The 26,658-nt window shown below is 70.2% G+C and carries 1 protein-coding gene; it reads right to left on the bottom strand.

The window, feature by feature from the left end:
• Window positions 1-40 precede the first annotated feature (40 nt).
• Window positions 41-26,548 (bottom strand): non-ribosomal peptide synthase/polyketide synthase, encoded by a 26,508-nt coding sequence (locus tag HQ308_RS04210; RefSeq protein ID WP_222645514.1) that lies wholly within the window; start codon window positions 26,546-26,548, stop codon window positions 41-43.
• Window positions 26,549-26,658: the final 110 nt, after the last annotated feature.

Raw genomic sequence — 26,658 nt, 5'->3', positions numbered from 1 at the left:
CGGCGCTGGTCGCGTCGCCCCGCCCGCCGGTCCGGCGTCGTCAGCCCCCGATGGCCCGGCGGATCACCGGGACGATGACGTCCCACGCGGCGTCGGTGGTCATCGACCAGTGCGTCACGGGCACCGAGTACGCGTCGACGACATCGGCGTAGGGGATCCAGCTGTCGGCGAACACGCGGCCGGTCGGATCGTCCGCCGCAGCCGCGAAGAACAGCAGCGTCCCGTCGAAGTAGGGCGACTCGTGCTGTTCCATGAGCACACCGTTGTGCGCAGCACCCCGCAGCATCAGCTCGACCGTGCGTTCGTCGAGGACATCCGCGACAGCCGGTGCGGACGCGATCATGCGAGCGGCCTCCTCGAAGCTGCCGAGGGGCACGTCCGGGACGCCCTCGGTGCTCACGCCCAGAGCGCCGAGGAGCTCGGCCAGAGACAGTGAGGTCTCCTCGCCGCTCGCCTCGGTCGGTGCAGGACCGCCACGGGAATCGAGGATCGCCACCAGCTCGACGGTCTCCCCTGCCTCGCGCAGCATGCTCGCCACCGTCTGGGCGACGGTGCCACCGAACGACCACCCGAGTAACCGGTACGGGCCCTCCGACTGCACGGTGCGGATCTCCGCCAGGTAGCGCTCGGCGACCGCTGTGATCGACTCCTCCAGGGTGTCGTCCCCGGACAGGGCCGGCGTCTGGATGCCGTAGATCGGGATCTCCGGGCTCAATCGCGACGCCAGACCGGTGAAGCTCCACGCCAACCCGACGATCGGATGGAAGCAGAACAGCGGCGCCTGGCTGCCCGTGGTGCGGATGGGCAGGAGCACGCCGAGCGCGTCCTTGTCGTCCCCGACCGATCCCGCCTCGACCTTCGCCGCGAGCGTCGCCGGCGTGGGCGAGGTGAAGATCCACTGCAACGGAACGTCGCGTTCGATGGCCTCGGACGCCCTGGCAGTACTCAGCAACTTGGTCGCACTCAGCGAGTTGCCGCCGAGCTCGAAGAAGTTGTCGTCCACGCCGACCCGGTCGACGCCCAGTACCGACGCGAAGGCCTCGGCGAACGCGGCCTCGATCGGGGTGGAGGGCGCCCGGTACTCCCGCTGGGCCGCCATCTCGGGGCTGGGCAGCGACTTGCGATCCATCTTGCCGCTGGCTCCGAGTGGGATGGCGTCGATGACGACGATCCGGCTCGGCACCATGTACGACGGCAGTCTGGTTCCCGCGAACTCCTCGAGCGCGGCGAGATCGACCGTCGAGCCCTCCTGTGGGACGACGTAGCCGATCAGGGCGGGGCTGCCGCCGAAGCGCTTGACCGCGGCCGCGGCCACGGTCACGCCGTCGAACGAGGCGAGAACCTTCTCGACCTCGCCGAGCTCGATGCGGAAGCCGCGGACCTTCACCTGATCGTCGGTACGGCCGATGTACTCGATGTCGCCGGCTGTGGTCCACCGGACGGCGTCACCCGTGCGGTACATCCGGCCGGGCTCGAAGGGGTTGGCAACGAATCGGTCCGCGGTGAGTTCGGTCCGGCCGAAGTATCCCCATGCCAGCTGGTCGCCGGCCAGGTACAGCTCGCCCACGACACCGTCCGGGACCGGACGCAGGGCACCGTCGAGCACGTAGACGCTGGTGTTCGCGGCCGGACGCCCGATGGGGATCGACGACGAGGTACCGGTGTACGCGCCCGAGAAACGGGTGACGGTGACGGCGGCCTCGGTCGGGCCGTAGAGGTTGTCCACCTGCGCGTCGCTGATCCGGCCGAACGCGTCGACACTGTCTCTCGGCAGCGCCTCGCCGGCGCAGAGCACGGCACGCACCGACGCCACGTCGGCGGCCTCGGCCACCGTGAGGAAGGCGACGAACGGGGACGGCACGAACACCGCGACGGTGACGTTCCGCGTGCGGATCAGATCCGCGATGTAGAGCGAATCGCTCTGCCCGCCCGGCTTGGCCAGCACCACCGTGGCGCCCGCGGTCAGCGGCCACCACAGCTCCCACACGGACACGTCGAACGTGACCGGCGTCTTCTGGATCACCGCGTCCGCCGTGGACAGCGAGTACTCCCGCGTCATCCAGGCCAGCTGGTTCGCGACGGCGGAATGACCCACCGCGACGCCCTTCGGCTTGCCCGTCGATCCCGACGTGTAGATGACGTACATCAGGTCGTCGCCCGTGATGGGCCTGGTGCGCTCCTCCTCGCGGATCGGTCCGAGGGCGAACTCGTCCAGATCCAACGTGTCCACGTCGACGCGTGAGCATCCCGTCTCGTCCAGATCCAGGACCACCGGGGAGACCGTCAGGACGCCGCGCGGACGCGCGTTCGCCAACACGTACCTGGTGCGCTCCGGCGGATGCTCGAGGTCGATCGGCAGGTACGCCGCCCCGGACCGCACGATCGCGTGCAGGGCGATCATCATGTCGAACGATCGCGGAATCGCGACCGCCACGAGGTCTCCCGGTCCGACGGAGTGGGCGATCAGATAGCGGGCGAGCGCCTGTACCCGCTCGTCGAACTCGCGGTACGTGAGCGAGACGTCGCCCGCCACGATCGCGGTGTCGTCCGGTGACGCCGAGAACTGACGATCGAGCATCTCGGTGACCGTCGGCGGCACTCCCGCCATCTCGGTGCGGTTGCGCTCGACCACCACGACGGACCGCTCGTCGTCGCTCATGATCTCGATGTCGCGGACCCGAGTGTCGGGTGCGAAGGCGACCGACTCGAGCACGCGCAGCAGACGATCGGCGAAGCTCTGCACGGTCGCCTCGTCGAAGAGCGACGTCGCGTAGGTGAACGCCATCTCCAGACCGCGTCCGTACTCGGAGTTCTCGTGTCCCTCGGCGACGACCAGATGCAGGTCGTACTGCGAGATCTCGGAGCCCGGTTCGAGCGCCGCGACCTCCAGGCCGGAGAGCGTCGCCTGTACCGGTGCGAGGTTCTGGAACGAGAAGCCCACCTGGAAGAGCGGGTTGAAGGCGGTCGACCGTTCCGGGTCCACCGCCTCGACCACGTTCTCGAACGGCACGTCCGCGTTGGCGAAGGCGCCGAGATCGACCGCCGACGCACTGCGCACCAGATCGACGAACGACAGGTCGGGATCGACGTCCAGTCGCAGCGCGAGCGTGTTCACGAACATGCCGACGAGGTGATCGAGCGCCTCGTCGCCGCGACCGGCGATCGGGGTGCCGACGACGACGTCGCGGGTGTTGCCGAGCTTGGAGAGCACCACCGAGAAGGCCGCGTGCACACCCATGAACAGCGTCGCCCGCGATCCTCGGCACACCTCCTGCAACGCGTCCATGACGCGCGCCGGGACGAAGAACCCGATCTCGTGTCCGCTCATGGACTGGACCTCGGGACGAGGTCGGTCGAAGGGCAGTTCGATGGGCCCGTCCAGCCCGGCCATCGACTCCTTCCAGTACGAGAGCTGTTCGGCGAGAACGGAATCCGGATCGTCCACGGCTCCGAGAACGTCGCGCTGCCACAACGTGTAGTCCGCGTACTGCACCTCGAGCGGACTCCACACGGGTGCGTTGCCCTCGGACCGGGATCCGTACGCGATCATCACGTCACGTGCGAGCGGAGCGACGGAGAAACCGTCTGCCGAGATGTGGTGCATGACGATCATCAGCACGTGGCTGTCCGCGCCGGTCTCGAGCAGGAGACCGCGCACCGGCACCCCCACGGTGACGTCGAACCCGCGGGCGACGAACGACACCAGTCGCCCCCGCACGCGGTCCTCGGCCACGGAGTCCCGTTCGAAGTCGAGGGTGAGCTCGGCCGCCGGAACGATCTTCTGGAACGGTCCGAGTTCGTCCTGCGGGTAGTACGTGCGCAGGCTCTCGTGCCGGGCGACGACGTCCTGCACCGCACGCACGAGCGCGTCGACGTCGAGCGGCCCGGTGAGTCGCACGGCCAGCGGCACGTTGTAGGCGGGCGAGACGGTGTCGAACTGGTTCAGGAACCACATGCGCTGCTGCGCGAGCGACAGCGGGATGCGGTCCGGCCGTTCCCTGGCGACCAGCGGCGCGCGGGTGTCGGACGTCGCCGATTCCACCCTCGCGGCGAACCCGGCGACATCCGCGGTCTCGAACATCTCGCGAATGCCGACGGAGGTTCCGAGGCGCGCGTTGATCCGCGCGATGACCCGCGTGGCCGACAGCGAGTTGCCGCCGAGTTCGAAGAAGTTGTCGTCGACGCCGACACGCTGAACCCCGAGGACGGAGGCGAACGCGTCCGCGACCGCTTCCTCGACGGGAGTGGAGGGTGCGCGGTACTCACGGGTGACCGACGCGTCGACCGCGGGGAGCAGTCGGCGATCGAGCTTGCCGTTGACGCTGAGCGGCAGCTCGTCGATGACGACGATCCGCGCCGGAACCATGTACGCGGGGACCAGCCCTCGCATGGTCTCCCGGACGGCGTCGACGTCGACCGTGCTGCCGGCCTCGGGCACGGCGTAGCCGATGAGGACGTCGCCGCCGGCGATGCGCTTGACCGCGGCCGCGGCTGCGGACACACCGTCGGCCGACGTGAGGGCGGACTCGACCTCGCCGAGCTCGATGCGGAAACCACGCACCTTCACCTGGTCGTCGGTCCGCGCCACGAACTCGAGTTCGGGCCCGTCGGCGCCGGCGCTCCAGCGCACGGCGTCGCCGGTCCGGTACAGGCGGCCCTCGCCGAACGGGTGGGCGACGAAGCGCTCCGACGTCAGACCCGGCCGACGGTGGTAGCCGCGGGCGAGCTGTACGCCGGACAGGTAGAGCTCTCCCATGACGCCCTGCGGCACCGGTCGCAACCGGTCGTCGAGCACGTACACACGCACGTTCGCCTCGGGTGCGCCGATGGGCACGACACCCGACTCGGCCGCCGTGATGCGGTGGGCGGTCGCCGAGACCGCGGCCTCGGTCGGCCCGTACAGGTTGATCACGGGCGCGTCGGACAGGCGCGCGAACGCGGTGACCACGTCGCGCGGCAGCGCCTCGCCGATGCAGACGACGGCACGCAGCGCGGCGACGTCGTCGCGGGTCGCGACGGCCGTGAACGCACCGAGCAGTGACGGCACGAAGTCGGCCACCGTGACGCGCTCGTCGCGCATGAGGCGCGCGAGATACACCGGATCGCGGTTGCCCTCGGCGTTCGCCACGACGAGCCGGGCGCCCGTGGTGAGGGGCCACCATAGTTCCCAGACCGAGAGATCGAAGGTCGAGGGCGTCTTCTGCACCATCGCGTCGTCGACCGTGAGGGCGAACTCCGACTGCATCCACCAGATCTGGTTCGCGACGGCACAGTGCGGCAGGGCCACGCCCTTCGGCCTGCCGGTCGACCCGGAGGTGTAGATGACGTACGCGATGTCACCTGGTAGGAGTGTGCGGCTGCGTTCGGCATCGGTGACCGGATCGGACGGGTACGTCGAGAGGTCGACCGAGGACAGATCGATCTGCACGAGGTCGCTCGACACGGCGAGCCCGTCGGGTCCGGTGATCACGAGTGACGGCCCGGCGTCCGCGAGCACGTACTCGGTGCGGTCCGCCGGGTGATCCGGATCGATCGGCAGGTACGCGGCGCCGGTCTGCACGACGGCGTACAGCGCGACGATCGAGTCGAGCGACCGCGGAACCGCGACGGCGACGAGATCGCCGGTGCCCACTCCCGACGCCATCAGGTGGCGAGCGGAGCGAGCGACACGGGCGCCGAGTTCGGCGTACGTCAGGGACTCGCCCTCGAACGTGACGGCGACCGCGTCCGGGGTGGCCGCGACCTGCGACGTGAACATCGCGGAGAGCAGCGACGGCGCACCGTCGCGGTCGGTGGCGTTGACCGAGTCGATCAGCGTGCGCTGTTCGGCGTCGGACAGGACGTCGACGGCGCGCACCGGCACCGTCGGATCGTCCGTCACCGTGTCGAGAACGCGCAGCAGCCGCTCCACGAGCTGATCTGCGGTACTGCGATCGAAGAGCGCCGTCGAGAACGTCAACGCGCAGTCGAGCGCGCTGGTCACACCGTCGCCACCTTCCTCCGCACCCACGAGCAACTGCAGATCGAACTGCGCCGCGCCGGTCTCGACGCCGAGGTCGGAGATCTCGAGACCGGGCAGGGTCAGCGAGATCTGCTCGAGGTTCTGGAACGAGAAGCCGACCTGGAACAGCGGGTGGTACGCCGTCGACCGCTCGGGGTTGATCGCCTCGACGAGACGCTCGAACGGGACGTCGGCGTTGCCGAATGCCGCGAGATCGCGGCCGCGCGCCTGCTCGACGAGATCGGCGAACGTGCTGTCGGGGTCGACGTCGAGCCGCAGGCCCAGCGTGTTCGCGAACTGGCCGATCATCTGGTCGAGCTCCTGCTCGCCGCGGCCGGCGATGGGGGTGCCGACCACGATGTCGCGCGATCCCGACAGCTTCGACAAGGTCACCGCGAACGCGGCGTGCATCGCCATGAACAGCGTCGAACGCGACGCCGCGGCGACACGGTTCAGAGCGGACGCACGGTCGGCGGAGATGGTGAAGCGCACCGACTCGCCCTCCATGGCCTGGATCTCCGGGCGCGGGCGATCGAACGGCAGCTCGATCGGTCCCTCGATGCCCGCCAGTGCGGTACGCCAGAACTCGACCTGCCGGGCGAGCACGGACTCGGGATCCGACTCGTCTCCCAGCACCTCGAGCTGCCACAGGGTGTAGTCCGCGTACTGCACCGGAAGCGGCGCCCACACCGGAGCGTTGCCGGCGATGCGGGACGAGTACGCCACCATGACGTCGCGGGCGAGGGGCCCGAGCGAGAACCCGTCCGACGACACGTGGTGGATGACGAACGCCAGGATCTGCTCCGACGGTCCGGTCCGGTAGATCGCCGCTCGCACGGGCACCTCGGTGGTGACGTCGAACCCGCGAGTCACGAAGCCGTAGAGGCGTGCGCGGACGTCCGCCTCGTCGACGTCGTCGACCGTGAGCGACAGCCCCGTGCGGTCGATCGGCAGTACCACCTGGTGCGGGCCGTTCTCGCCCTCGGGGTAGACCGTGCGCAACACCTCGTGCCGCCCGACGACGTCCACGACCGCCTGCTCGAGTGCCGCGACGTCGAGATCGCCGGTGAGCTTGATGGCGAGCGGGATGTTGTAGGCCGCAGACGACGCGTCGAACCGGTTGAGGAACCACATGCGCTGCTGAGCGAGCGACAGCGGGATCTCGTCCGGGCGCTCGCGGGGAGCGAGCGGTACGCGGGTGCCGTACTCCACCGCACGCTCGGCGCGCAGGGCGAGACCGGCCGCGGTGGGCGCCTCGAAGATCTCCCGGATCCCGACGCGGGCGTTCAGTGCGGCGTTGACGCGGGCGATCACCTGCGTCGCCGACAGCGAGTTGCCGCCGAGCTCGAAGAAGTTGTCGTCCACGCCGACGCGCGGCACGCCGAGCACCGAGGCGATGGCTCCCGCCACCACTTCCTCCACCGGCGTCGACGGCGCGCGGTAGGTCGAGGCGGTGTCCACGCCGACCTGCGGCAGACGACGTCGGTCGAGCTTGCCGTTGACGCTCAACGGCAGTTCGTCGATCACGACGACGCGCTGCGGAACCATGTAGGACGGCAGCTGTTCCGCTGCCGCGGCCCGTACGGCGTCGACGTCCACGGTCGTGTCCGGACGGGCGACGACGTAGCCGACGAGGGTGTCTCCACCGCGTCCCGAGGACACGGCGGTGGCGGCCGCGGCCACCGACTCGTGGGACACGAGCACGCTCTCGATCTCGCCGAGCTCGATGCGGAACCCGCGGATCTTGACCTGGGTGTCCGTGCGATCGAGGAACACCAGTGCGCCGTCGGCGTTCCATCGCACGGCGTCACCGGTGCGGTAGAGCCGAGACCCGTTCTCGCCGAACGGATCCGCCACGAAGCGGTCGCTCGTCAGATCCGGGCGACCGACGTAGCCGAGTGCGAGCTGGACGCCGCCGAGATAGAGCTCTCCCCCGACGCCGGCCGGGACCGGACGCAGCCGGTCGTCGAGAACGTAGACGCGCACGTTCGCCTCGGGTGTACCGATGGGCACGGCTCCGGTCGCGCCGCGCACCGTGCGGTGGGCGGTCACGGAGACGGCGGCCTCGGTCGGTCCGTAGAGGTTGTCGAGCGGCGCGTCGGACAGTGCCTCGAACGCCCGGACGACGTCACGCGGGAGCGCCTCGCCGATGCACAGGACGGCGCGCAGGGACACGAGGTCCTCCCGCGACGCGACGGCGCAGAACGCACCGAGCAACGACGGCACGAAGTCGGCGACGGTGACGCGTTCCTCGCGCATCAGACGAGCGAGGTACGACGGGTCGCGGTTCCCCTCGGGCGACGCCAGCACGAGACGCGCGCCGGCGGTCAGCGGCCACCACAGTTCCCACACGGACAGGTCGAACGTCGCGGGCGTCTTCTGCACCATCGCGTCGGTCGCCGTGAGCCGGTACTCGTTCTGGATCCACGTCATCTGATTGGCGACGGCGCGATGCGGAAGGGCCACGCCCTTGGGACGACCTGTCGATCCCGACGTGTAGATGACGTAGGCGCGGTCCTGCGGCAACAGGGGCCGACTGCGATCGATGTCGGTGATGGGCGAGCCGTCGAAGAGCGACACGTCGACGGTCGCCAGATCCACCGTCGGGATCGTGGTCTCGACGGACAGCGGGGTGCCCGCGATGACGACGACCGACGGGGACGCGCTGTCGAGGACGTATTCGGTGCGTTCGGCAGGGTGGTCGAGGTCGATCGGCAGATAGCCGGCACCCGCCGCGACGACGCCGTACATCGCGACCATCGCGTCGATCGAGCGCGGGATCGCGACGGCGACGAGGTCACCGGTCCGCACGCCCTCACCGATGAGGAACCGGGCGAGACGGGACACCCTCTCGGAGAACTCACCGTAGGTGATCGAGTCGTCGAGATATGTCAGTGCCGTGGTGTCGGGCGCCGCCGCGACGCGCGCGGCGAACATGTCCGTGAGGAGCTCGGGCACGCCGGCCACCGCGGTGTCGTTGCGCGTGACGAGGATGTCGCGGCGCTCCTCGGGCGACAGGACGTCCACGGCGGCGATGCGGTCCTCGGGCCGCGCGGTGACGGCGTCGAGCACGCGCAGGAAGCGGTCGACGAAGACCTGTGCCGTGGACTCGTCGAAGAGCGACGTGGCGAAGGTGAGCATCGCGATCTGTCCTGCGGCGGCGTCCTCGCTGACGATGAGGTGCAGGTCGAACTGCGACACGTCGAAGTCGAAGCCCGCGTCGGAGACCGTGAGGTCGGGGAGTTCGAACCGGACGGGCGAGAGGTTCTGGAACGAGAAGCCCACCTGGAACAACGGGTGGTACGCCGTGGAGCGCACGGGGTTCAGTGCCTCGACCAGCTGCTCGAAGGGCACGTCGGCGTTGCCGAAGGCCGCGAGATCGGACTCGCGAACCGCGTCCACGAGGGCGCCGAACGTGAGGTCCGGGTCCACGTCGACGCGGAGTGCCAGCGTGTTCACGAACATGCCGACCATGTCGTCGAGCTCCGGCTCGCCGCGACCGGCGATCGGGGTGCCGACGGCGATGTCGCGACTGCCGCTGAGTGCGGACAGGGTGACGGACCAGGCGGCGTGCATCGCCATGAACAGCGTCGCGCGGCGCTCCTGCGCGATGCGGGTGAGCGCGGCGGTGGTGTCCGCGGAGATCTCGAAGCGGATCGACTTGCCCTGCAACGACTGCACCGCGGGGCGGGGGCGGTCGGTGGGCAGCGGCAGCGCGTCGCCGAGGCCGGCGAGACGGGTCCGCCAGTACGCGACCTGCCGCGAGACGACGGAGGTGTCGTCGTCCAGCGATCCCAGGGCGGTCCGCTGCCACAGCGCGAAGTCGGCGTACTGCACCGGGAGCGGCGTCCAGCCGGGAGCCTCGCCGCGGACGCGGGCGGTGTAGGCCACCATGACGTCACGGGCCAACGGGCCCTGCGAGAAGCCGTCCGACGACACGTGGTGGATCACGATGCCGAGCACGTGCGCGGGGGCGTCTCCCGCCGCGTCCGTCACCTGCAGCAGGAGTCCGCGGACGGGCACCTCCGCGGTGACGTCGAAGCCGCCGGAGACGAAGGTGAACAACCGTGCGGCGATGTTCTCCTCGGTGACGTCCTCGACCGCGAGGTCGAGCGGCACGTCGCGAGTGGGGAGAACCACCTGGGTCGGGCCGTCCGGAGTCTGCGGGTAGACCGTGCGCAGCGACTCGTGGCGGTCGAGGACGTCCCGGACGGCGAGCGTCAGTGCGTCGAGATCGAGGCGACCCTCGAGGCGGATGGCCAGCGGCACGTTGTAGGCGGGCGACGACGTGTCGAACTGGTTGAGGAACCACATGCGCGACTGCGCGAGCGAGAGTGGCACGTGAGCAGGACGTTCGACGGGCACCAGCGGTGCACGGGTGTCCGACGTCGACGCCGACTCGGCGCGCGCCGCGAACGTCGCGACGTCGGCCGACTCGAACATCTCACGGATGCCGATGCGGGTGTTCAGCCGGGCGTTGACCCGCGCCACCACCTGCGTCGCCGACAGCGAGTTGCCACCGAGCTCGAAGAAGTTGTCGTCCATGCCGACTCGCTCGACACCGAGCACCGCGGCGTACGCGGCGGCGACGATCTCCTCGACCGGGGTGGACGGCGCGCGGTACTCCCGCGCCACGTCCAGATCGATCGAGGGCAATCGGCGACGGTCGAGCTTGCCGTTGACGCTCAGCGGCAACTCCTCGATCACCACGATGCGCGCGGGAACCATGTAGCCCGGAACCGCTTCGGCCGCAGCGGATCGCACCGCGTCGACGTCGAGGGTGACGTCCTTCTCGGGCACCACGTAGCCCACCAGCAGCTCGCCGCCGGCGGTACGGGCGACGGTGGCGGCCGATGCGGCGACACCGTCGGCGGTGGTCAGCGCGGCCTCGACCTCGCCGAGTTCGATACGGAAACCGCGCACCTTGACCTGGTCGTCGGTGCGGGCGACGAACTCGAGCACCCGTGCGTCACCGCGGGTGACCCAGCGGACCGCGTCACCGGTGCGGTAGAGCCTGCCGGACCCGAACGGATCGGCGACGAAGCGCTCCGCCGTCAGGGTGGTGTTGCCGAAGTAGCCGAGCGCCAGCTGATCGCCCGCGAGGTAGAGCTCACCCGCGACACCGACGGGTACCGGCCGCAGTCGCGAATCGAGAACGTAGACCTGCACGTTCGCCTCGGGTCCACCGATGGACACCGGACCCGTCTCGTCGGACGCGATGTGGTGCACGGTGACCGAGACCGCAGCCTCCGTCGGTCCGTAGAGGTTCACCACCGGAGCGTCGGACAGTCGGCCGAACGCGGTGACCACATCGCGCGGCAGCGCCTCGCCGATGCACAGGACCGCTCGCAGTGACGCGACGTCCTCGGCCGTCGCCACCGAGGCGAACGCACCGAGGAGCGACGGCACGAAGTCGGCGACGGTGACGTTCTGCTCGCGCATCAGTCGCGCGAGTTCGGCGGGGTCCCGGTTCGCCTCGGGCGAGCCGATCACCAACCGGGCGCCCGCGGTCAGCGGCCACCACAGCTCCCACACCGACAGGTCGAACGTGGACGGTGTCTTCTGCACCATCGCGTCGTCCGCCGTGAGTTCGAACTCGTTCTGGATCCACCAGAGCTGGTTCGCCACAGCGCGATGCGGCAGCGCGACGCCCTTGGGACGTCCGGTCGACCCCGAGGTGTAGATGACGTACACGGGGTCCTCGGCCGACAGCGGGCGGCTGCGCTCGTCGTCGGTGACGGGAGCGTCGGAGAAGTCCGAGAGCTCCGCCGTGAGCACGTCGATCGTCGGGACGTCCGAGGGCGCCGACAGAGCTCGACCGCCCAGCAGGATCAGCGACGGCCGGGCATCACCCAGCACGTACTCCGTCCGCTCGGCCGGGTGGTCGAGGTCGATCGGCAGGTAGGCCGCACCGGCCTGGACCACCGCGTACATCGCGACCATCGACTCGGTCGACCGCGGCATCGCCACGGCGACGAGATCACCGGTACGCACGCCGTCGGCGAGCAACCTGCGCGCCAGCCGTGCGACGCGAGAGCCGAACTCGCCGTACGTGAGTGAGACGTCACCCTCGGTCAGGGCCGCGACGTCGGGACGCTCGGCGACCCGATCGGCGAACATTCGCGCGACGGAGGTGGGCGCACCCGCGACACGAGTGTCGTTGGTGTCCAACAGGATCGACCGACGCTCGTCCGCGCTCAGGACGTCCGCGGTGTGCACCGGTGCGTCCGGACGGGCGATCAGCGCGTCGACCACGCGGGAGAAGCGCTCGGTGAACGACTCGGCCGTGGCACGGTCGAACAGCGCCTCGGCGAAGGTGAGCACCGACTGCAGCGAGCCGTCCTCGGCTCCCTCACTGACGATGAGGTGCAGATCGAACTGCGAGACCGCGGCCTCGAGCCCGACGTCCCCGACGGTGAGGTCGGGGAGCTCGAACGTCACCGGCGCGAGGTTCTGGAACGAGAAGCCCACCTGGAAGATCGGGTGGTACGCGGTCGACCGACGCGGGTCGACGGCCTCGACGAGCTGCTCGAACGGCACGTCGGCGTGACCGAACGCGGCCAGGTCGACCGAGCGGGCGGCCGCGACCAGATCGGCGAACGACGCATCCGGGTCGACGTCGAGACGCAGTGCCAGCGTGTTGACGAACATGCCGACCATGTCGTCGAGTTCGCGCTCGCCACGTCCGGCGATCGGGGTTCCGACGGCGATGTCGCGCGAGCCCGACAGGGCGCCGAGCAGCACGGACCACGCCGCGTGCACGGCCATGAACAGCGTGCCCTGACGCGACGCGGCGACGGCGCGCAGTCCGGCCGTCTGCTCGGGGGTCAGCGCGAACTGCACCGAATGGCCGAGCATGGACTGAACCGCCGGGCGCGGCCTGTCGGTCGGCAGCTCGATCGGATCGTCCAGACCGGCGAGCTGCTGCTTCCAGTACGCGATCTGCTGGGCGGTCAACGACTCCGGGTCGCTCTCCGATCCCAGCACCTCGCGCTGCCACAGCGCGTAGTCGGCGTACTGCACGGGCAGGGGTGCCCACTCCGGGATCGCTCCGGCGACGCGCGCCGAGTAGGCGACCATGACGTCGCGTGCCAGCGGGCCGAGCGAGAATCCGTCCGCGGAGATGTGGTGCACGACGATGGACAGCACGTACTCCGCCGCGTCGCCGGCCGGGTCGACGACCTCGAGCAGCAGACCGCGCACGGGCACGGCGGCCGTGACGTCGAACCCGGACGCGATGAACTCGAACAACGCGCCGGGCACACCGGCGGTCTCGACCGGACGTGGCGCCAGGTCGAGGGGAACGTCGTCCACACCCAGGATGACCTGGTAGGGACCCTCTTCCGACCCGGGGTACACCGTGCGCAGCGTCTCGTGCCGGGCGAGGACGTCGCGGACGGCCTCCTCCAGCGCGGCGACGTCGAGCGTGCCGGTGAGGCGCACCGCCAGCGGGATGTTGTACGCGGGCGAGCTGGTGTCGAACTGGTTGAGGAACCACATGCGGCGCTGTGCGAGCGACAGCGGCACCGGATCGGGCCGCTCGCCCGCGACGAGCGCGGGGCGACGACCGACTCCACCCGAGAGTGCGCGCGCCGCGAGTTCGCCCACGGTCGACGCGTCGAAGATGTCGCGCACGCCGATGTGGGTGTCCAGTGCCGCGTTGATACGCGCGACGGCCTGGGTGGCCACGAGCGAGTTGCCGCCGAGATCGAAGAAGCTGTCGTCGACACCGACCCGCTCCACGCCGAGAAGATCGGCGAACACCTCGGCGACGGCCTGATCCTCGGGCGTCTCGGGGGCGCGGTACTCGGCCTGCTGCCGCACCAGGGTGGGCTCCGGCAGCGCGGCACGGTCGAGCTTGCCGACCGGGTTCAGCGGCACGGAGGTGAGCGGCATGATCACCGCGGGCACCATGTGCGCGGGCAGGCTCTCCTTGACGGAGGCGTGCACGGCCGCGACGTCCAGGGTCGCGCCCGCCTCGAGCAGGGACGCCGCCGGCAGGACGTAGGACACGAGATCGGTGACGCCACCGACGGATCGGTGGCCGACCGTCACGGCGAAGTCCACGTCCGGGTGCGCCGCGAGCGCGGCGTCGATCTCGCCGAGCTCGATGCGCTGGCCCCGGATCTTGACCTGGAAGTCGCTGCGGCCGATGTACTCGACGGTGCCGGCCTCGGTCCAGCGGACCACGTCGCCGGTGCGGTACAGACGGCTCCCCGCGGGACCGTACGGATCGGCGACGAAGCGCTCGGAGGTGAGCGTCGGGCGGCCGAAGTAGCCGCGCGCGACACCCGGTCCTCCGGCGTAGAGCTCACCGGGAACGCCGACGGGCACGGGCCGCAGTCGGCCGTCCAACACGTACTCGCGAGTGCCCTTGCTGGGACCGCCCACCGTGATCGGATCGCCTGCGGAGAGGGGCACCGACGCGTTGATCATGATCGTCGTCTCGGCGGGTCCGTACCCGTTGACGACGGTGCGGCCGGACGTCGCCCACGCCGCCATCAGATCCGGCGGAAGAGCTTCGCCGACGGGCATGACGGCGCGCACGGACGGCACCGCGTCCGGCTCGACGGTCGCCAGCGCGGACGGCGTGATCACCATGTGGGTGACACCCTCGTCGGTGACGAAGCGCGCCAGATCGGGTCCGCCGTAGAACCCGGCGGGCGCCGGTGCCAGCGGCACGGCATTGCCGGCGGCCAGCAGGATCTCGAAGATCGACGCGTCGAAGCTCGTCGACGCCACGGCCAGGACGATCGACGCGTGGTCGATACCCAGCGAGTCCGTCTGTGCGGCCACCAGATTGGCGAGACCGGTGTGCGGGACGACGACACCCTTGGGGCGACCGGTCGATCCGGACGTGTAGATCATGTACGCCGCGTTGCTCATGCGTACGGTGCCGAGACGCTCACCGTCGGTGAGGCGCTCGGGCGAGCGGGAGTCGACGTCGGCCGCGAACTGTTCGTCGTCGAGGACGAGCCACCGCAGCCCGTCGACGTCGGCGGGGCGATCGGCGACCGTCGTGATGCCGAGCGCCGCCGTCGAGTCGTGCACCATGTAGTCGATGCGCTCGGCAGGGTGTGCCGGGTCGACGGGCACCACGTAACCGCCCGCCTTGGCGACTGCCCAGACGCAGAGCACGAACTCGGGCGACCGCGGAACCGCCACGGCCACCACGACGTCCGGTCCGACACCCGTGTCGACGAGGACGCGCGCGAGGCGCGTGGCACGAGCGTCGAGCTCCTCGTACGTCCACTGCACCGATCCCTGGCGGACGGCGAGTCTGCTGGGAGCGTGATCCGCAGCGTCCTCGAGGATTCGGACGAGCGTGCGCTCGTCGACGTCGGCGGATCCGCGGCGCGACAGCAGGTCGGCGCGCTCGTCGGCCAGCAGCGTCTCGATGCGGCCGACGGGTGCACCCGGTGACGTGGCGAACGCCGCGAACACGGCCTGCAGGCGACTGCCCAGTGCGGACACGTACTCGTCGGAGAACAGGTCGCGCAGGTAGCGCAGCGTCATGCGGATCTGCGTGTCCGCGAACGTGACCACGTTGATCGGGTAGTGCGTCGCGTCGAGCACCTGAGCGCCGGTGACGGCCATGCCGTCGATGGACGCGGCGGCCTTCAGGCCCTCCTCGTCCACCGGGTAGGACTCGAGAACGGTGATCGAGTCGAACACCGCGCCCGGGCCGACAGCGGTGGTGATGTCCGCCAGCCCCAGGTAGTGGTGGTCGAGCAACGCCGTCTGCTCCTCTTGCAACCGGAGCAGGAAGGACTCGATGCTGTCGGACTCGTCGATGCGCACGCGGACGGGCAGCGTGTTGATGAACAGGCCGACCATGGTCTCGACGCCCTCGAGGTCGGCGGGGCGACCGGAGACCGTTCCACCGAACGCGACGTCGTCGCGGCCCAGCTGGCGCGCGAGCACGAGGCCCCACGCCGCCTGCACGATCGTGCTGAGCGTGACACCGAGACGCGACCCCAGATCGGTCAGCTCGGACGTGACCTTCTCGTCCATGACGACCTCGACCCGACCCGTGTCGGTCGAGACCCCGGACGTATCGGTGATGCCCGACAACAGTGTCGGCTCTTCCGCCCCGGCGAAAGCCGTGGTCCACGCCTTGACCGAGACGGCGCGGTCGCGGACCGACAGCCACTCCAGGAAGGAACGGTAGGACCGGACCTCGGGAAGCAGCGACGCATCTCCGCGCAGCGCGTACAGCGTGAGGAGATCCTTGAGCACCAGCGGCATCGACCATCCGTCGATGACGATGTGGTGCGCCATGAACGACAGCGTGACCGCGTCGTCGGCGGTGCGGATCATCCGGAAGCGCACCAGCGGCGCGCTGTCCATCGAGAACCGGCGGTCCCGCTCGGTCTCGAGCTCGACGCGCAGGTCGCCCTCGATGTCGTCGTGGCCGAGCAGGTCGACGTCGACCCACGGAACCTCGGCGGAACTCGGAACCAGTTGCACCGCACGACCGTCCGCGGTGGTGCGGAACGAGGTCCGCAGCCCGTCGTAGCGCGCGAGCAGCGCACCGGCCGCGGCGACGAACCGGTCCCGGTCGACGTCGCCGGTCAGGTCCATCACGACCTGCATGACGTAGACGTCGGGAGCGCCGGCCGGCTGCATCGACGAGTGGAACAGCAGACCCGCCTGCAGCGGAGCAAGGGACCAGACGTCCTCGAGATGAGACCCGGCATCGGACATCTCGTTCTCGAAGACCTCGATGTCCTTCTGCGACACCGGTACCAGCGGTACGTCCGACGGCGTGAGGCCGCCGGCATCGCCGCTCCCGACGTGCTGAGCGAGCGCCGTGAGCGCCTCGACCCAGTAGGTGCCGAGCGCGGACACGTCCTCCGACGACAGGATGCCGCGGGGGAAGGCGAACGTGGCACCGAGCTGCTCGTCCGCGAGGACTGCGTTGATGTCGAGCACGGCGATCGCCGGCATGTCGGCATCGAGAGGCACGTCCGCGAGGGTGGTGATGTCGGACGACGGGAGGAAGCCCAGACCCTCCGCACCCTCGGGCAGCTCGCCCGCGGACAGGCGGCCCAGGTAGTTGAAGCTGATCTGGCCGACGGATCGCGCGAGAACCGAGCGTCCCGTCTCGTCGAGGTAGCGCAGCATGCCGTAGCCCATACCGCGATCGGGCACCGCGAGCAGCTGTTCCTTGACGGCCTTGACAGCTCGGCCGGCCGCGGCGCCACCGGCGAACGCGTCGTCGAGGTCGACGTCGGTGAGGTCGAGCAGCACGGGGAAGATCGACGTGAACCAGCCGACGGTCCGCGACAGATCCGCGAGTCCGGCGTCGCCGAGCACGTCCTCCTCGCGGCCGTGGCCCTCGAGGCGCAGCAGCAGCGACGACGTCTCGGTGCCGCGCTCACGGCGCCACTTCGCCACGGCCAGAGCCAGTGCGGACAACAGTCCGTCGTTCACGCCGCCCCGGAACACCTGCGGCAGAGCGGTGACGACGGCGGTCGTGACGTCCGCCGGGACGGTGACGCGCACCTTGTCGAGCGTGGCCTGCACGTCGACGGCGGGGTCGAGATCGCGGTCGCCGAGCAACACGTCCTCGGACCGCACGACGGAACTCCAGAACGGCAGTTCCGAGCGACGGGACGGCGCCTGGTCCACGAGCGCGTGCGCCCAGGTACGCATCGACGTGCCCACCGGTTGCAGAGTCGGCTCGGTCCCGGAGGACACGCCGAACCACGCGGTGACCAGGTCCGGCACGATGATGCGCCACGAGACACCGTCGACGGCGAGGTGGTGGCCGGCGACGACGAGGTGGCCGCCGGTCGACGGCCCCCGGTCCAGCCAGACGAACTGCACGAGACGACCGTCGGCCGTCGAGAGGCGATCCAGTGCCGAGTCGAGTGCCGTGCGGGCCACCTTCTCGAGGTCGTCGCCCGTGACGTCGGCGTCGACGTCGACTCGGGTGAGCAGCGACGCGGCGTCCACCGAACCCGGTGCCGCGGTGACGATCTCGAAGCCGTCGTCGAGCGACCCGGTGAGGCGCGCGCGGAACATGTCGTGACGGTCCAGCACGGCCTGCAGTGTCGCGGTGATACCGGCCTCGTCGATACCTGTCGGCAGGTCCAGTACGACGCTCTGCGAGAAGCGCTCGTAGGCACCGCCGCGGCGGGTCATGAAGTGCTCCACCGGGGTCAGCGGACGCGATCCGACGCCGCCACCCTCCAGTTCGGGCAGCATGCGCACGGCGTTCTCCCCCGACGACACGACGGCCGCCAGGGCTGCCACCGTGCGGCGCTCGAAGACGTCACGCGGGCTGAGGGAGAGTCCGGCAGCGCGAGCACGCGACACCAACTGGATGGAGACGATGGAGTCGCCGCCCAGGGCGAAGAAGTCGTCGTCCGCGCCGACCCGATCGACGCCGAGCACGTCGGCGAAGACCGCTGCCAGCGCGCGTTCGGTCTCGGTGGCGGGTTCGCGGTACGTGTCGGTGTCGGTACCGAACTCGGGCGTCGGCAGAGCCCGTCGGTCGACCTTGCCCGTGGCACCGAGCGGCACCTCGTCCATGACGACCACGGCGGACGGGACCATGTGCGCGGGAAGTGATTCCGCTGCCCACTCGGTGACGTCCGACTCGCGCAGCAACGATCCCGCGGTCAGCGTGACGTAGGTGACCAGCACCTTGGACCCGGCAGCGGTGGTGAAGGGAGTGGTCAGCGCGAACTGCACCTCGGGGTGCGAGGACACGACGGCGTCGATCTCGCCGGGCTCGATGCGGAACCCGCGGATCTTGATCTGCGAGTCGCCACGACCCACGTACTCGAGTTCGAGGTCACCCGTCTCGGGGCGGCGCCACCAGCGCACGACGTCGCCCGTGCGGTACATGCGAGCACCGGGCTCGCCGTACGGATCGGCGACGAACCGCTCGGAGGACAGTGCGCGACGCTCGTGATAGTGCTGCGCCACACCGGGGCCCGCGGTGTAGAGGTCGCCGGGAACACCGACGGGGACGGGGTTGAGCCGAGCGTCGAGAACCATGGCGCGACCGCCGCGGATCGGGCCACCGAACGGCATCGGGCCACCCGGCACCATCGGCTTGCCGATGTGCGAGACGATCGTGGTCTCGGTCGGTCCGTACACGTTGAGCATGCGGCGACCCGGCGCGAACCTGGTGACCAGGTCCTGCGAGTACGCCTCGCCGCCGACCGAGATGGTCTGCAACGCTTCGAGACCCGAGTGGTCCACCGAGGCCAGCGCGGCCGGGGTGATGAACGCGTGCGTCACCGCGTGACGGCGCAGGAACTGCGCCAGCTCCTCACCGCCGTACACGGTGGTGGGAACGATGACCAGCGCGGCGGCAGCGGGAACCGCGAGCAGCAGCTCGAGCAGTGAGGCATCGAAGCTCGGCGACGCGAAGTGCATGACCCGCGAGTCGCTCTCGACGCGGTACTGCTCGCGCTGGGAGACCCCGAGCTGGTTGAGACCACGATGGGACACCGAGACGCCCTTGGGCAGACCGGTGGAACCGGAGGTGTAGATGATGTACGCGCGGTCGGCCGGCGTGACGGCCGTCCGGCGGTCGGCGTCGGTGATCGGATCCGCCGATTCGGCCGAGACCTGTGCCCGGATCTCGTCGGAATCGACCACGAGCCAGTCGATCTCGTCGGGCAGGGACGCCCGGTGCACGCCGAGCGTCAGGCCGACACGGACGCCCGAGTCGGTCACCATGTGCTCGATGCGATCGGCCGGGTAGTTGGGGTCGATCGGGACGAAGGCCGCACCCGTACGGGTCACCGCCCACATCAACGCGACCGACTCCGCGGAGCGCGGGACGGACAGCGCCACGGCGGATCCGGCTCCGATGCCCCGGTCGATGAGCACGCGGGCGAGTCGAGCCGAGAACTCGCCGAGTTCGCGGTAGGACACTGACGTCCCGTCGAACAGGACCGCGGAGTCGAAGACCAGCGCCGGGCCGTCGGGGTTGCTCTCGACGGCATCGACGAGGAGGTCGCCGAGCGTCCGCTCCGCCACCGCGTCGTCCCCGGTGACGGGTGCCAACGACGCCGCCTCCTCGGAGTCGAGCAGTGGAATGTCGCCGACGGCGCGGTCGGGCGTCTCGATCGCCGCGGCCAGCACGCGCTCGAAGCGCTCGCAGAACAGCGTGACGGTCTCCGCATCGAACAGGTCGGTCGAGAACGTCACCTCCATCGTCATGCCCGCGGCCTGTACGTCACCCGACCGGCCTCCGGCCTGCCCGCCGTCCTCCACCGTCTCGGTGATCTCGATGGACAGGTCGAACTTCGCGGAGTGAATGCCGGCGTCGTACCGGGCGACCTCGAGGCCACCGAGCTCGAACGTCGTGCGCTCGAGGTTCTGGAACGCCAACGCCACCTGGAAGAGCGGGTTGTGCGATGTCGAGCGCTCCGGAGCGAGGACCTCGACGAGCCGCTCGAAGGGGATGTCCGCGTTGCCGAAGGCGCCGAGGTCCACGGTCTTCGTCTCGGCGAGCAGCTCGGTGAACGTGGCGTGCGGGGAGACCTGCGTGCGCAGCACGAGGGTGTTGACGAACATGCCGACGAGGTCGTCGAGCGCTTCCTCGCCGCGACCGGCGATGGGGGCACCGACGGCGATGTCGGTGGTGTTCGACAGTCGGGCGAGTACGACGGCGAGCGCACTGTGCACGACCATGAAGAGGCTCGCGTCGTGGGCGCGTGCGAAGTCTGCCGCGCGAGTGTGGATCTCGGCATCGATCGTGTGGTGGACCGCGGACCCGGCCCCGGTGGACACCGCGGGACGCGGGCGGTCCGACGGGAGCGTGAGCACCTCCGGCAGGTCGTCGAGCTGCGTCACCCAGTACGACTCCTGCTGCGACGCCAGCGATTCCGGGTCGGACTCGGAGCCCAGCATCTCGCGCTGCCACAGGGAGAAGTCGGCGTACTGCACGGTCAGCGGACGCAGCGGGCCGTTCTCGGACCACGCCGGCGTGCCGGCCTGACGTGCCGCGTAGGCGGTCATGACGTCGCGGGCGAGCGGGCCCATCGAGAATCCGTCGGCACTGACGTGGTGCACGACGAACGCCAGCACGGCCTCGGTGTCCGACGTCCGCAGCAGTGCGCCGCGCAGCGGCACCTCCGCGGTGACGTCGAAACCGGAGGTCACCATGTCGAGGACGCGCGCCTGCACGTCGTCCGCGGCGACCTCGGTCACGGCGAATTGTCCGGCGACCCGGTCGGCGGGCAGGATCACCTGGTACGGCGTGCCGTCCACCTGCGGGTAGAGAGTACGCAGAGACTCGTGGCGCTCGAGCACGTCGCCGACGGCCGCGCGCAGCACGCCCACGTCGAGCGCACCGCGCAGCGTGATGACGAGCGGGATGTTGTAGGCCGCCGACTCGGTGTCGAACTGGTTGACGAACCACATGCGGGACTGCGCGAGCGACAGCGGAATTCGCTCCGGGCGCTCCCTCGGCGCCAGCACGGGCCGGGTACGGCCTGTGTGTGCCGCGGCGTCGATCCGGGCGGCGAGCGCGGTCACCGTGGGCTTCTCGAACAGATCGCGGACGCCGATGGAGCTGGACAGCGCCTCGTTGACCCGCGCGACGGCGCGCATGCCGACCAGCGAGTTGCCGCCGAGCTCGAAGAACGAGTCGTCGATGCCGACGCGCGGGGCGTCGAGCAGTGCGGAGAAGACGTCCGCGACGACCTTCTCGGACACCGTCTCCGGAGCCCGGTACTCCCGCGGTCCGGACACGTCCACGGGCTCGGGCAGAGCGCGGCGGTCGAGCTTGCCGCTGGGGCTGAGCGGGATCTCGTCGAGCACCGTCAGGTGTGACGGCACCATGTACGCGGGGACGCGCTCGGCGACCAGGTCGAGGACACTCGCCAGTTCCGGTGCGCGCCCGGCCTCCGGCACGATGTACGCCACCAGAGCTTCGCCGGTGCGCTCGTCGGAGTGCACGATGGCCACGGCGCGGGCCACGTCCGGGTGCGCTGTGAGAGCGGACTCGATCTCGCCGAGCTCGATGCGCAGACCACGGAGCTTGACCTGGAAGTCGGTGCGGCCGAGGAACTCCAGCTCACCGGACGCGGTGACCGAGACGAGGTCGCCGGTCCGGTACATCCGCTCACCGGTCGTGCGGGGATCGGCGACGAAGCGATCGGCGGTGAGGTCGGGCCGACCGAAGTACCCACGAGCCAGCTGCGCGCCCGTGAGATAGAGCTCTCCCGGGACACCGACCGGAACGTCGTGCAGACGCGAGTCCAGCACGCGCGCACCGGTGTTACGGATCGGGCGACCGATGGGCACGGTACGGACGTCGGCGTCGGTGGTCCGGTGCAGCGTGGACGTGACCGTCGCCTCGGTGGGGCCGTACGTGTTGTCGAGCTCGGCGGCCGACGAGGCCGCGAACCGACGCACCAGATCGGCGGACAACGCCTCGCCGCCCACCGACAGGTAGCGCAGCGATCCCGGCAGGGCCAGACCGGCATCGGACATGAAGAGCTCGAGCATGGACGGTACGAATTCGAGGATCGCGATGCCGTGCGAGCGCGCCTGGTCGAGCAGGTACTGCACGTCGAGGTGGCCGTCCGGACGCGCGACGACGAGGGTGGCTCCGAGCTGCAAGGGCAGGAAGAGTTCCCACACCGACGCGTCGAACGTCACCGGCGTCTTCTGCAGCATCGTGTCGCCGACCGTGAGGTCGTACGTCTCGTGCATCCAGAGCATCTGGTTCAGGACGGAGCGGTGCGAGACCGCCACGCCCTTGGGGCGGCCGGTCGAGCCCGATGTGTAGATGATGTAGGCGATGTTGGACGGCACGAGCGTGCCCGTCCGCTCCGCGTCCGTCAGCGGCTCCGCGGACACGTCGGCGAGATCGACCGTGTCGACGTCGATCACGTTGTGGTGCTCGGGCAGGTCCCGGTGATCGCGCGTGGTGGTCAGCACGACGACGGGTGCGGCGCTGGACAGGACGTACTCGGTGCGCTCGTGCGGGTGGTCCGGATCCACCGGCACGTAGGCGCCACCGGCCTCGAGCACCGCGTAGATCCCGATCATCATCTCGAGCGAGCGGCGCATGCCGACGGCCACGCGGGCGTCGGGACCGACCCCCAGTGCGACGAGGTGCCGTGCCAACCGGTTCACCCGCGTGGAGAACTCGGCATACGTGAGAGAGGTCCCCTCGTACACGAGCGCGGTCCGACTCGGATCCTGTGCGGCGCCGCGGCGGAACGCGTCGACGAGGGTCTCGGCGGGCAGCGGAGCGTCGATGCCGCGCAGCGCGGCGAGCTGCGTCTGCTCGCCGGAGGTGGTCAGCGGGAGATCGCCGACGGCGGTGGAGGAATCGGCCACGACGGCGGCGAGGATGCCGACGTAGCGTTCCGCGATGGTGCGTGCGGTGGGTTCGTCGAACAGATCCGTGGCGTACAGCAGCGATCCGTCGATGGGACCGGGCGACCCGTCGGGGTTCACCTGCTCCATGAGCGTCAGCGTCAGGTCGAGCTTCGCGACCGGCACGTCCGAGTCGAGGAGACCGATGGTGACGTCGGGCAGCTCGATCTCGGTGCGTTCGAAGTTCTGCAGCATGAGCAGTACCTGGAACAGCGGCGCGTAGGCGAGCGAGCGCTGGGGTCGCAGGATCTCGACCAGCCGGTCCAGCGGCAGGTCCGAGTTGCCCAGTGCATCGAGGTCCGCGGTGCGGGTGCGGAGCAGGAAGTCCTCGAACGACTCCCCCGGCTCCAGATGCGATCGCAGGACCAGCGTGTTGCCGAACATGCCGACGAGCGGATCGAGCGCCTCCTCGCCGCGGCCCGCGATCTGCGTGCCGACGGACACGTCGTCGGTCGCGGCCATGCGCGAGAGCAGCACGGCCAGGGCGGCGTGCACCACCATGAACAGCGTCGAGTTGGTGCGTCGCGCGAGGTCGTTCAGACCCTCGACGACGTCCGACTCGAGTCGGAACGGCACCGTCGCACCGCGGGACGACGGCTGCGCCGGTCGCGGCCGGTCGGTGGGGAGTTCGATGACCTCGGGAGTGCCGGCGAGGGCGCGCGTCCAGAAGTCGATCTGCTTGGCGCTCAACGACTCCGGGTCGCTCTCGTCGCCGAGGAGCTCACGGTGCCACATCGCGTAGTCCGCGTACTGGACCTCGAGCTCGGGCAGCTCGGGAGCCGCACCGGCGCTGCGCGCCACGTAGGCCGTGGTGAGGTCGCGCACCAGCGGGGCGAGCGATCCACCGTCACTGGCGATGTGGTGCATGACCACGGCGAGGACGTAGTCCTGATCCGCGATCTGGAACAGCTTGGCACGGAAGGGCACCGAGGACGACACGTCGAAGCCGTCGAGCACCACCGGGGTCAGTCGCTCGTACACCGAGCTCTCGTCGATCCGCTCCGGATCGAGCACCACCGACACCGACGACGCGGGCTCGATGCGCTGCACCGGACCACTGTCGGTCTGCGGGTAGACGGTGCGCAGCGTCTCGTGCCGCGTGATGAGATCCTCGAACGCGTGGCCGAGCGCCTCGAGATCCAGCGCACCCGTCATCCGCAGCACGACAGGCTGGTTGTACGCGGGCGACGTCACGTCGTACTGGTTGGTGAGCCACATCCGCTGCTGGGCGTAGGACAGCGGCAGGTCACCCGAGCGATCACGACGCACGAGCGGTGGCCGCTCCGGGGCACCGAGCGAGAGATCCACCCGCGCAGCGAGATCCGCGACGGAGGTCGCCTCGAACACGTCCCGCACCGCGATGCGGGACTGCGCCGCCTGGTTGATCCGGGCGACCACCTGGGTCGCGAGCAGCGAGTTGCCACCGAGTTCGAAGAAGGTGTCGTCCAGACCCACGCGCTCGGCCGACAACAGGTCCGCCAGCACCTCGGACACCGTGATCTCGGTCCGGGTCTCCGGAGCCCGGTACTCCTTCGTCGACGTGCCGATGGTCGGCTGCGGCAGCGCCGCGCGATCGAGCTTGCCGACGGGTGTGAGGGGCACGGCGTCGATGACGATGATCTCGGACGGCACCATGTACGCGGTGAGGCTCCGGCCGACGAAGGCCGTGACGTCGTCGACGTCGATCTCGTGGCCCGGCTCGGGCTGCACGTAGGCCACGAGCACCGTCGAGCCGTCGGGCAGCTGATGACCGGCCGCCGCGGCGAAGCGGACGTCCGGGTGCGCCGTCAGGGCGGCGTCGATCTCGCCGAGTTCGATGCGGAACCCGCGGACCTTCACCTGGAAGTCGGAGCGACCCAGGTAGTCGACCGCGCCGCCGCTGCGCACGCGGGCGAGGTCGCCGGTGCGGTACACGCGCGAACCCGGTTCACCGAAGGGATCCGCGACGAAACGCTCCGCGGTGAGCGACGGCCGACCGTGATACCCGCGGGCCAGACCGGGGCCGGCCGCGTACAGCTCACCGGCGACGCCGGCCGGGACGTCGCGCAGGCGGCCGTCGAGCACGGGCGTGCGGAAGTCGCGGATCGCTCCGCCGATGGAGACGGGCGCGTCCGGGAACAGCTCCGCGCAGTTGGTCATGATGGTGGCCTCGGTCGGACCGAAGCCGTTGAACATGCGGCGGGTGTCGGTCACGAAGCGGGACACCAGTTCCGGCGGGCACGCCTCACCGGCGGTGACCACGACCCGCAGGTCGGGCAACTCCGACGGCGTGACCGAGGCCAGCACGGACGGGGTGATGACGGCATGGGTCACCCGCTGCTCGCGCAGCAGAGCCGTCAGATCGTCGCCGCCGAAGACGTCGGGCGGCGAGACGACCATCGTCGCTCCGGACCCCACGGCCATGAGCAGTTCGAAGACCGAGGCGTCGAAGCTCGGGGACGCGACGGCGAGGGTGCGGGCGGACGCGTCGATACCGAAGCGCTCACGCTGCTCGGCGACCAGGCTCGAGAGGCCGGCGTGCGTCACCTCGACGCCCTTGGGTCGACCCGTCGATCCGGACGTGTAGATCATGTAGGCCGTGTTCGCGGGGCCGAGCACCCGCACGCGATCGGCGTAGGTGACCGGCTCGGCGGACCGTGCGTCGACGGCGGCGTCCAGGTCAGCGTCGCCCAGGACGAGCCAGCTGGGGCCCACTCCCTCCGGCAGGGTCTCGCGGTGCTCCGTGGTGGTGATCCCGAGGGTGGCCCCCGAATCGGTGAGCATGTACTCGATGCGGTCCGCGGGGTACTTCGGATCGACCGGCACGTATGCCGCACCGGTCTTGGCGACCGCCCAGATCGACAGGATCGACTCGGCGGACCGCGTGACGGCCAGCGCCACCACGTCCTCGGCGCCGATGCCGCGCGCGATCAGCTCGCGCGCCAGCTTCGACGACGCCGCGTCGAGCTCGCGGTAGGTCCACTCGGTGGTCGCGCCGGACTCGTCGCGGAACACGAGAGCCACACCGTCGGCGTTCGCCTCCACGGCGGCCGCGAGGATCTGCGGCAGGGTGGCCGCGCGAGGACGCTGCCGGCGACGCGGGCGTTCCCTGGTCGGACGCTCGCGGCGGGGTGCCCCCGCGCGTCCCGGACGTTCCGCCCGCGACCGGTCCTCGTTCGAGGTCTCGTCGGGAGTGCCATCCGTCATCGTCGTGCTCCTCGTGAATCGATACCGAGCCTCGCCCGTGGTTGCCCACCGACGATCCCGCTGCGTACTCGCGACACTCCCCGCGGATGCGCGCACGCGTGCTTCATGGG

Origin of the sequence: Rhodococcus sp. BP-241 (genome assembly GCF_019836145.1) — a bacterium.
GTDB lineage: Bacteria > Actinomycetota > Actinomycetes > Mycobacteriales > Mycobacteriaceae > Rhodococcoides.
This window is presented reverse-complemented; position numbering and strand designations above follow the sequence as displayed.

What these genes read in the sequence shown, in the direction of transcription:
- HQ308_RS04210 (WP_222645514.1), bottom strand. Translation starts at nt 26,548, where the DNA reads ATGACGGATGGCACTCCCGACGAGACCTCGAACGAGGACCGGTCGCGG.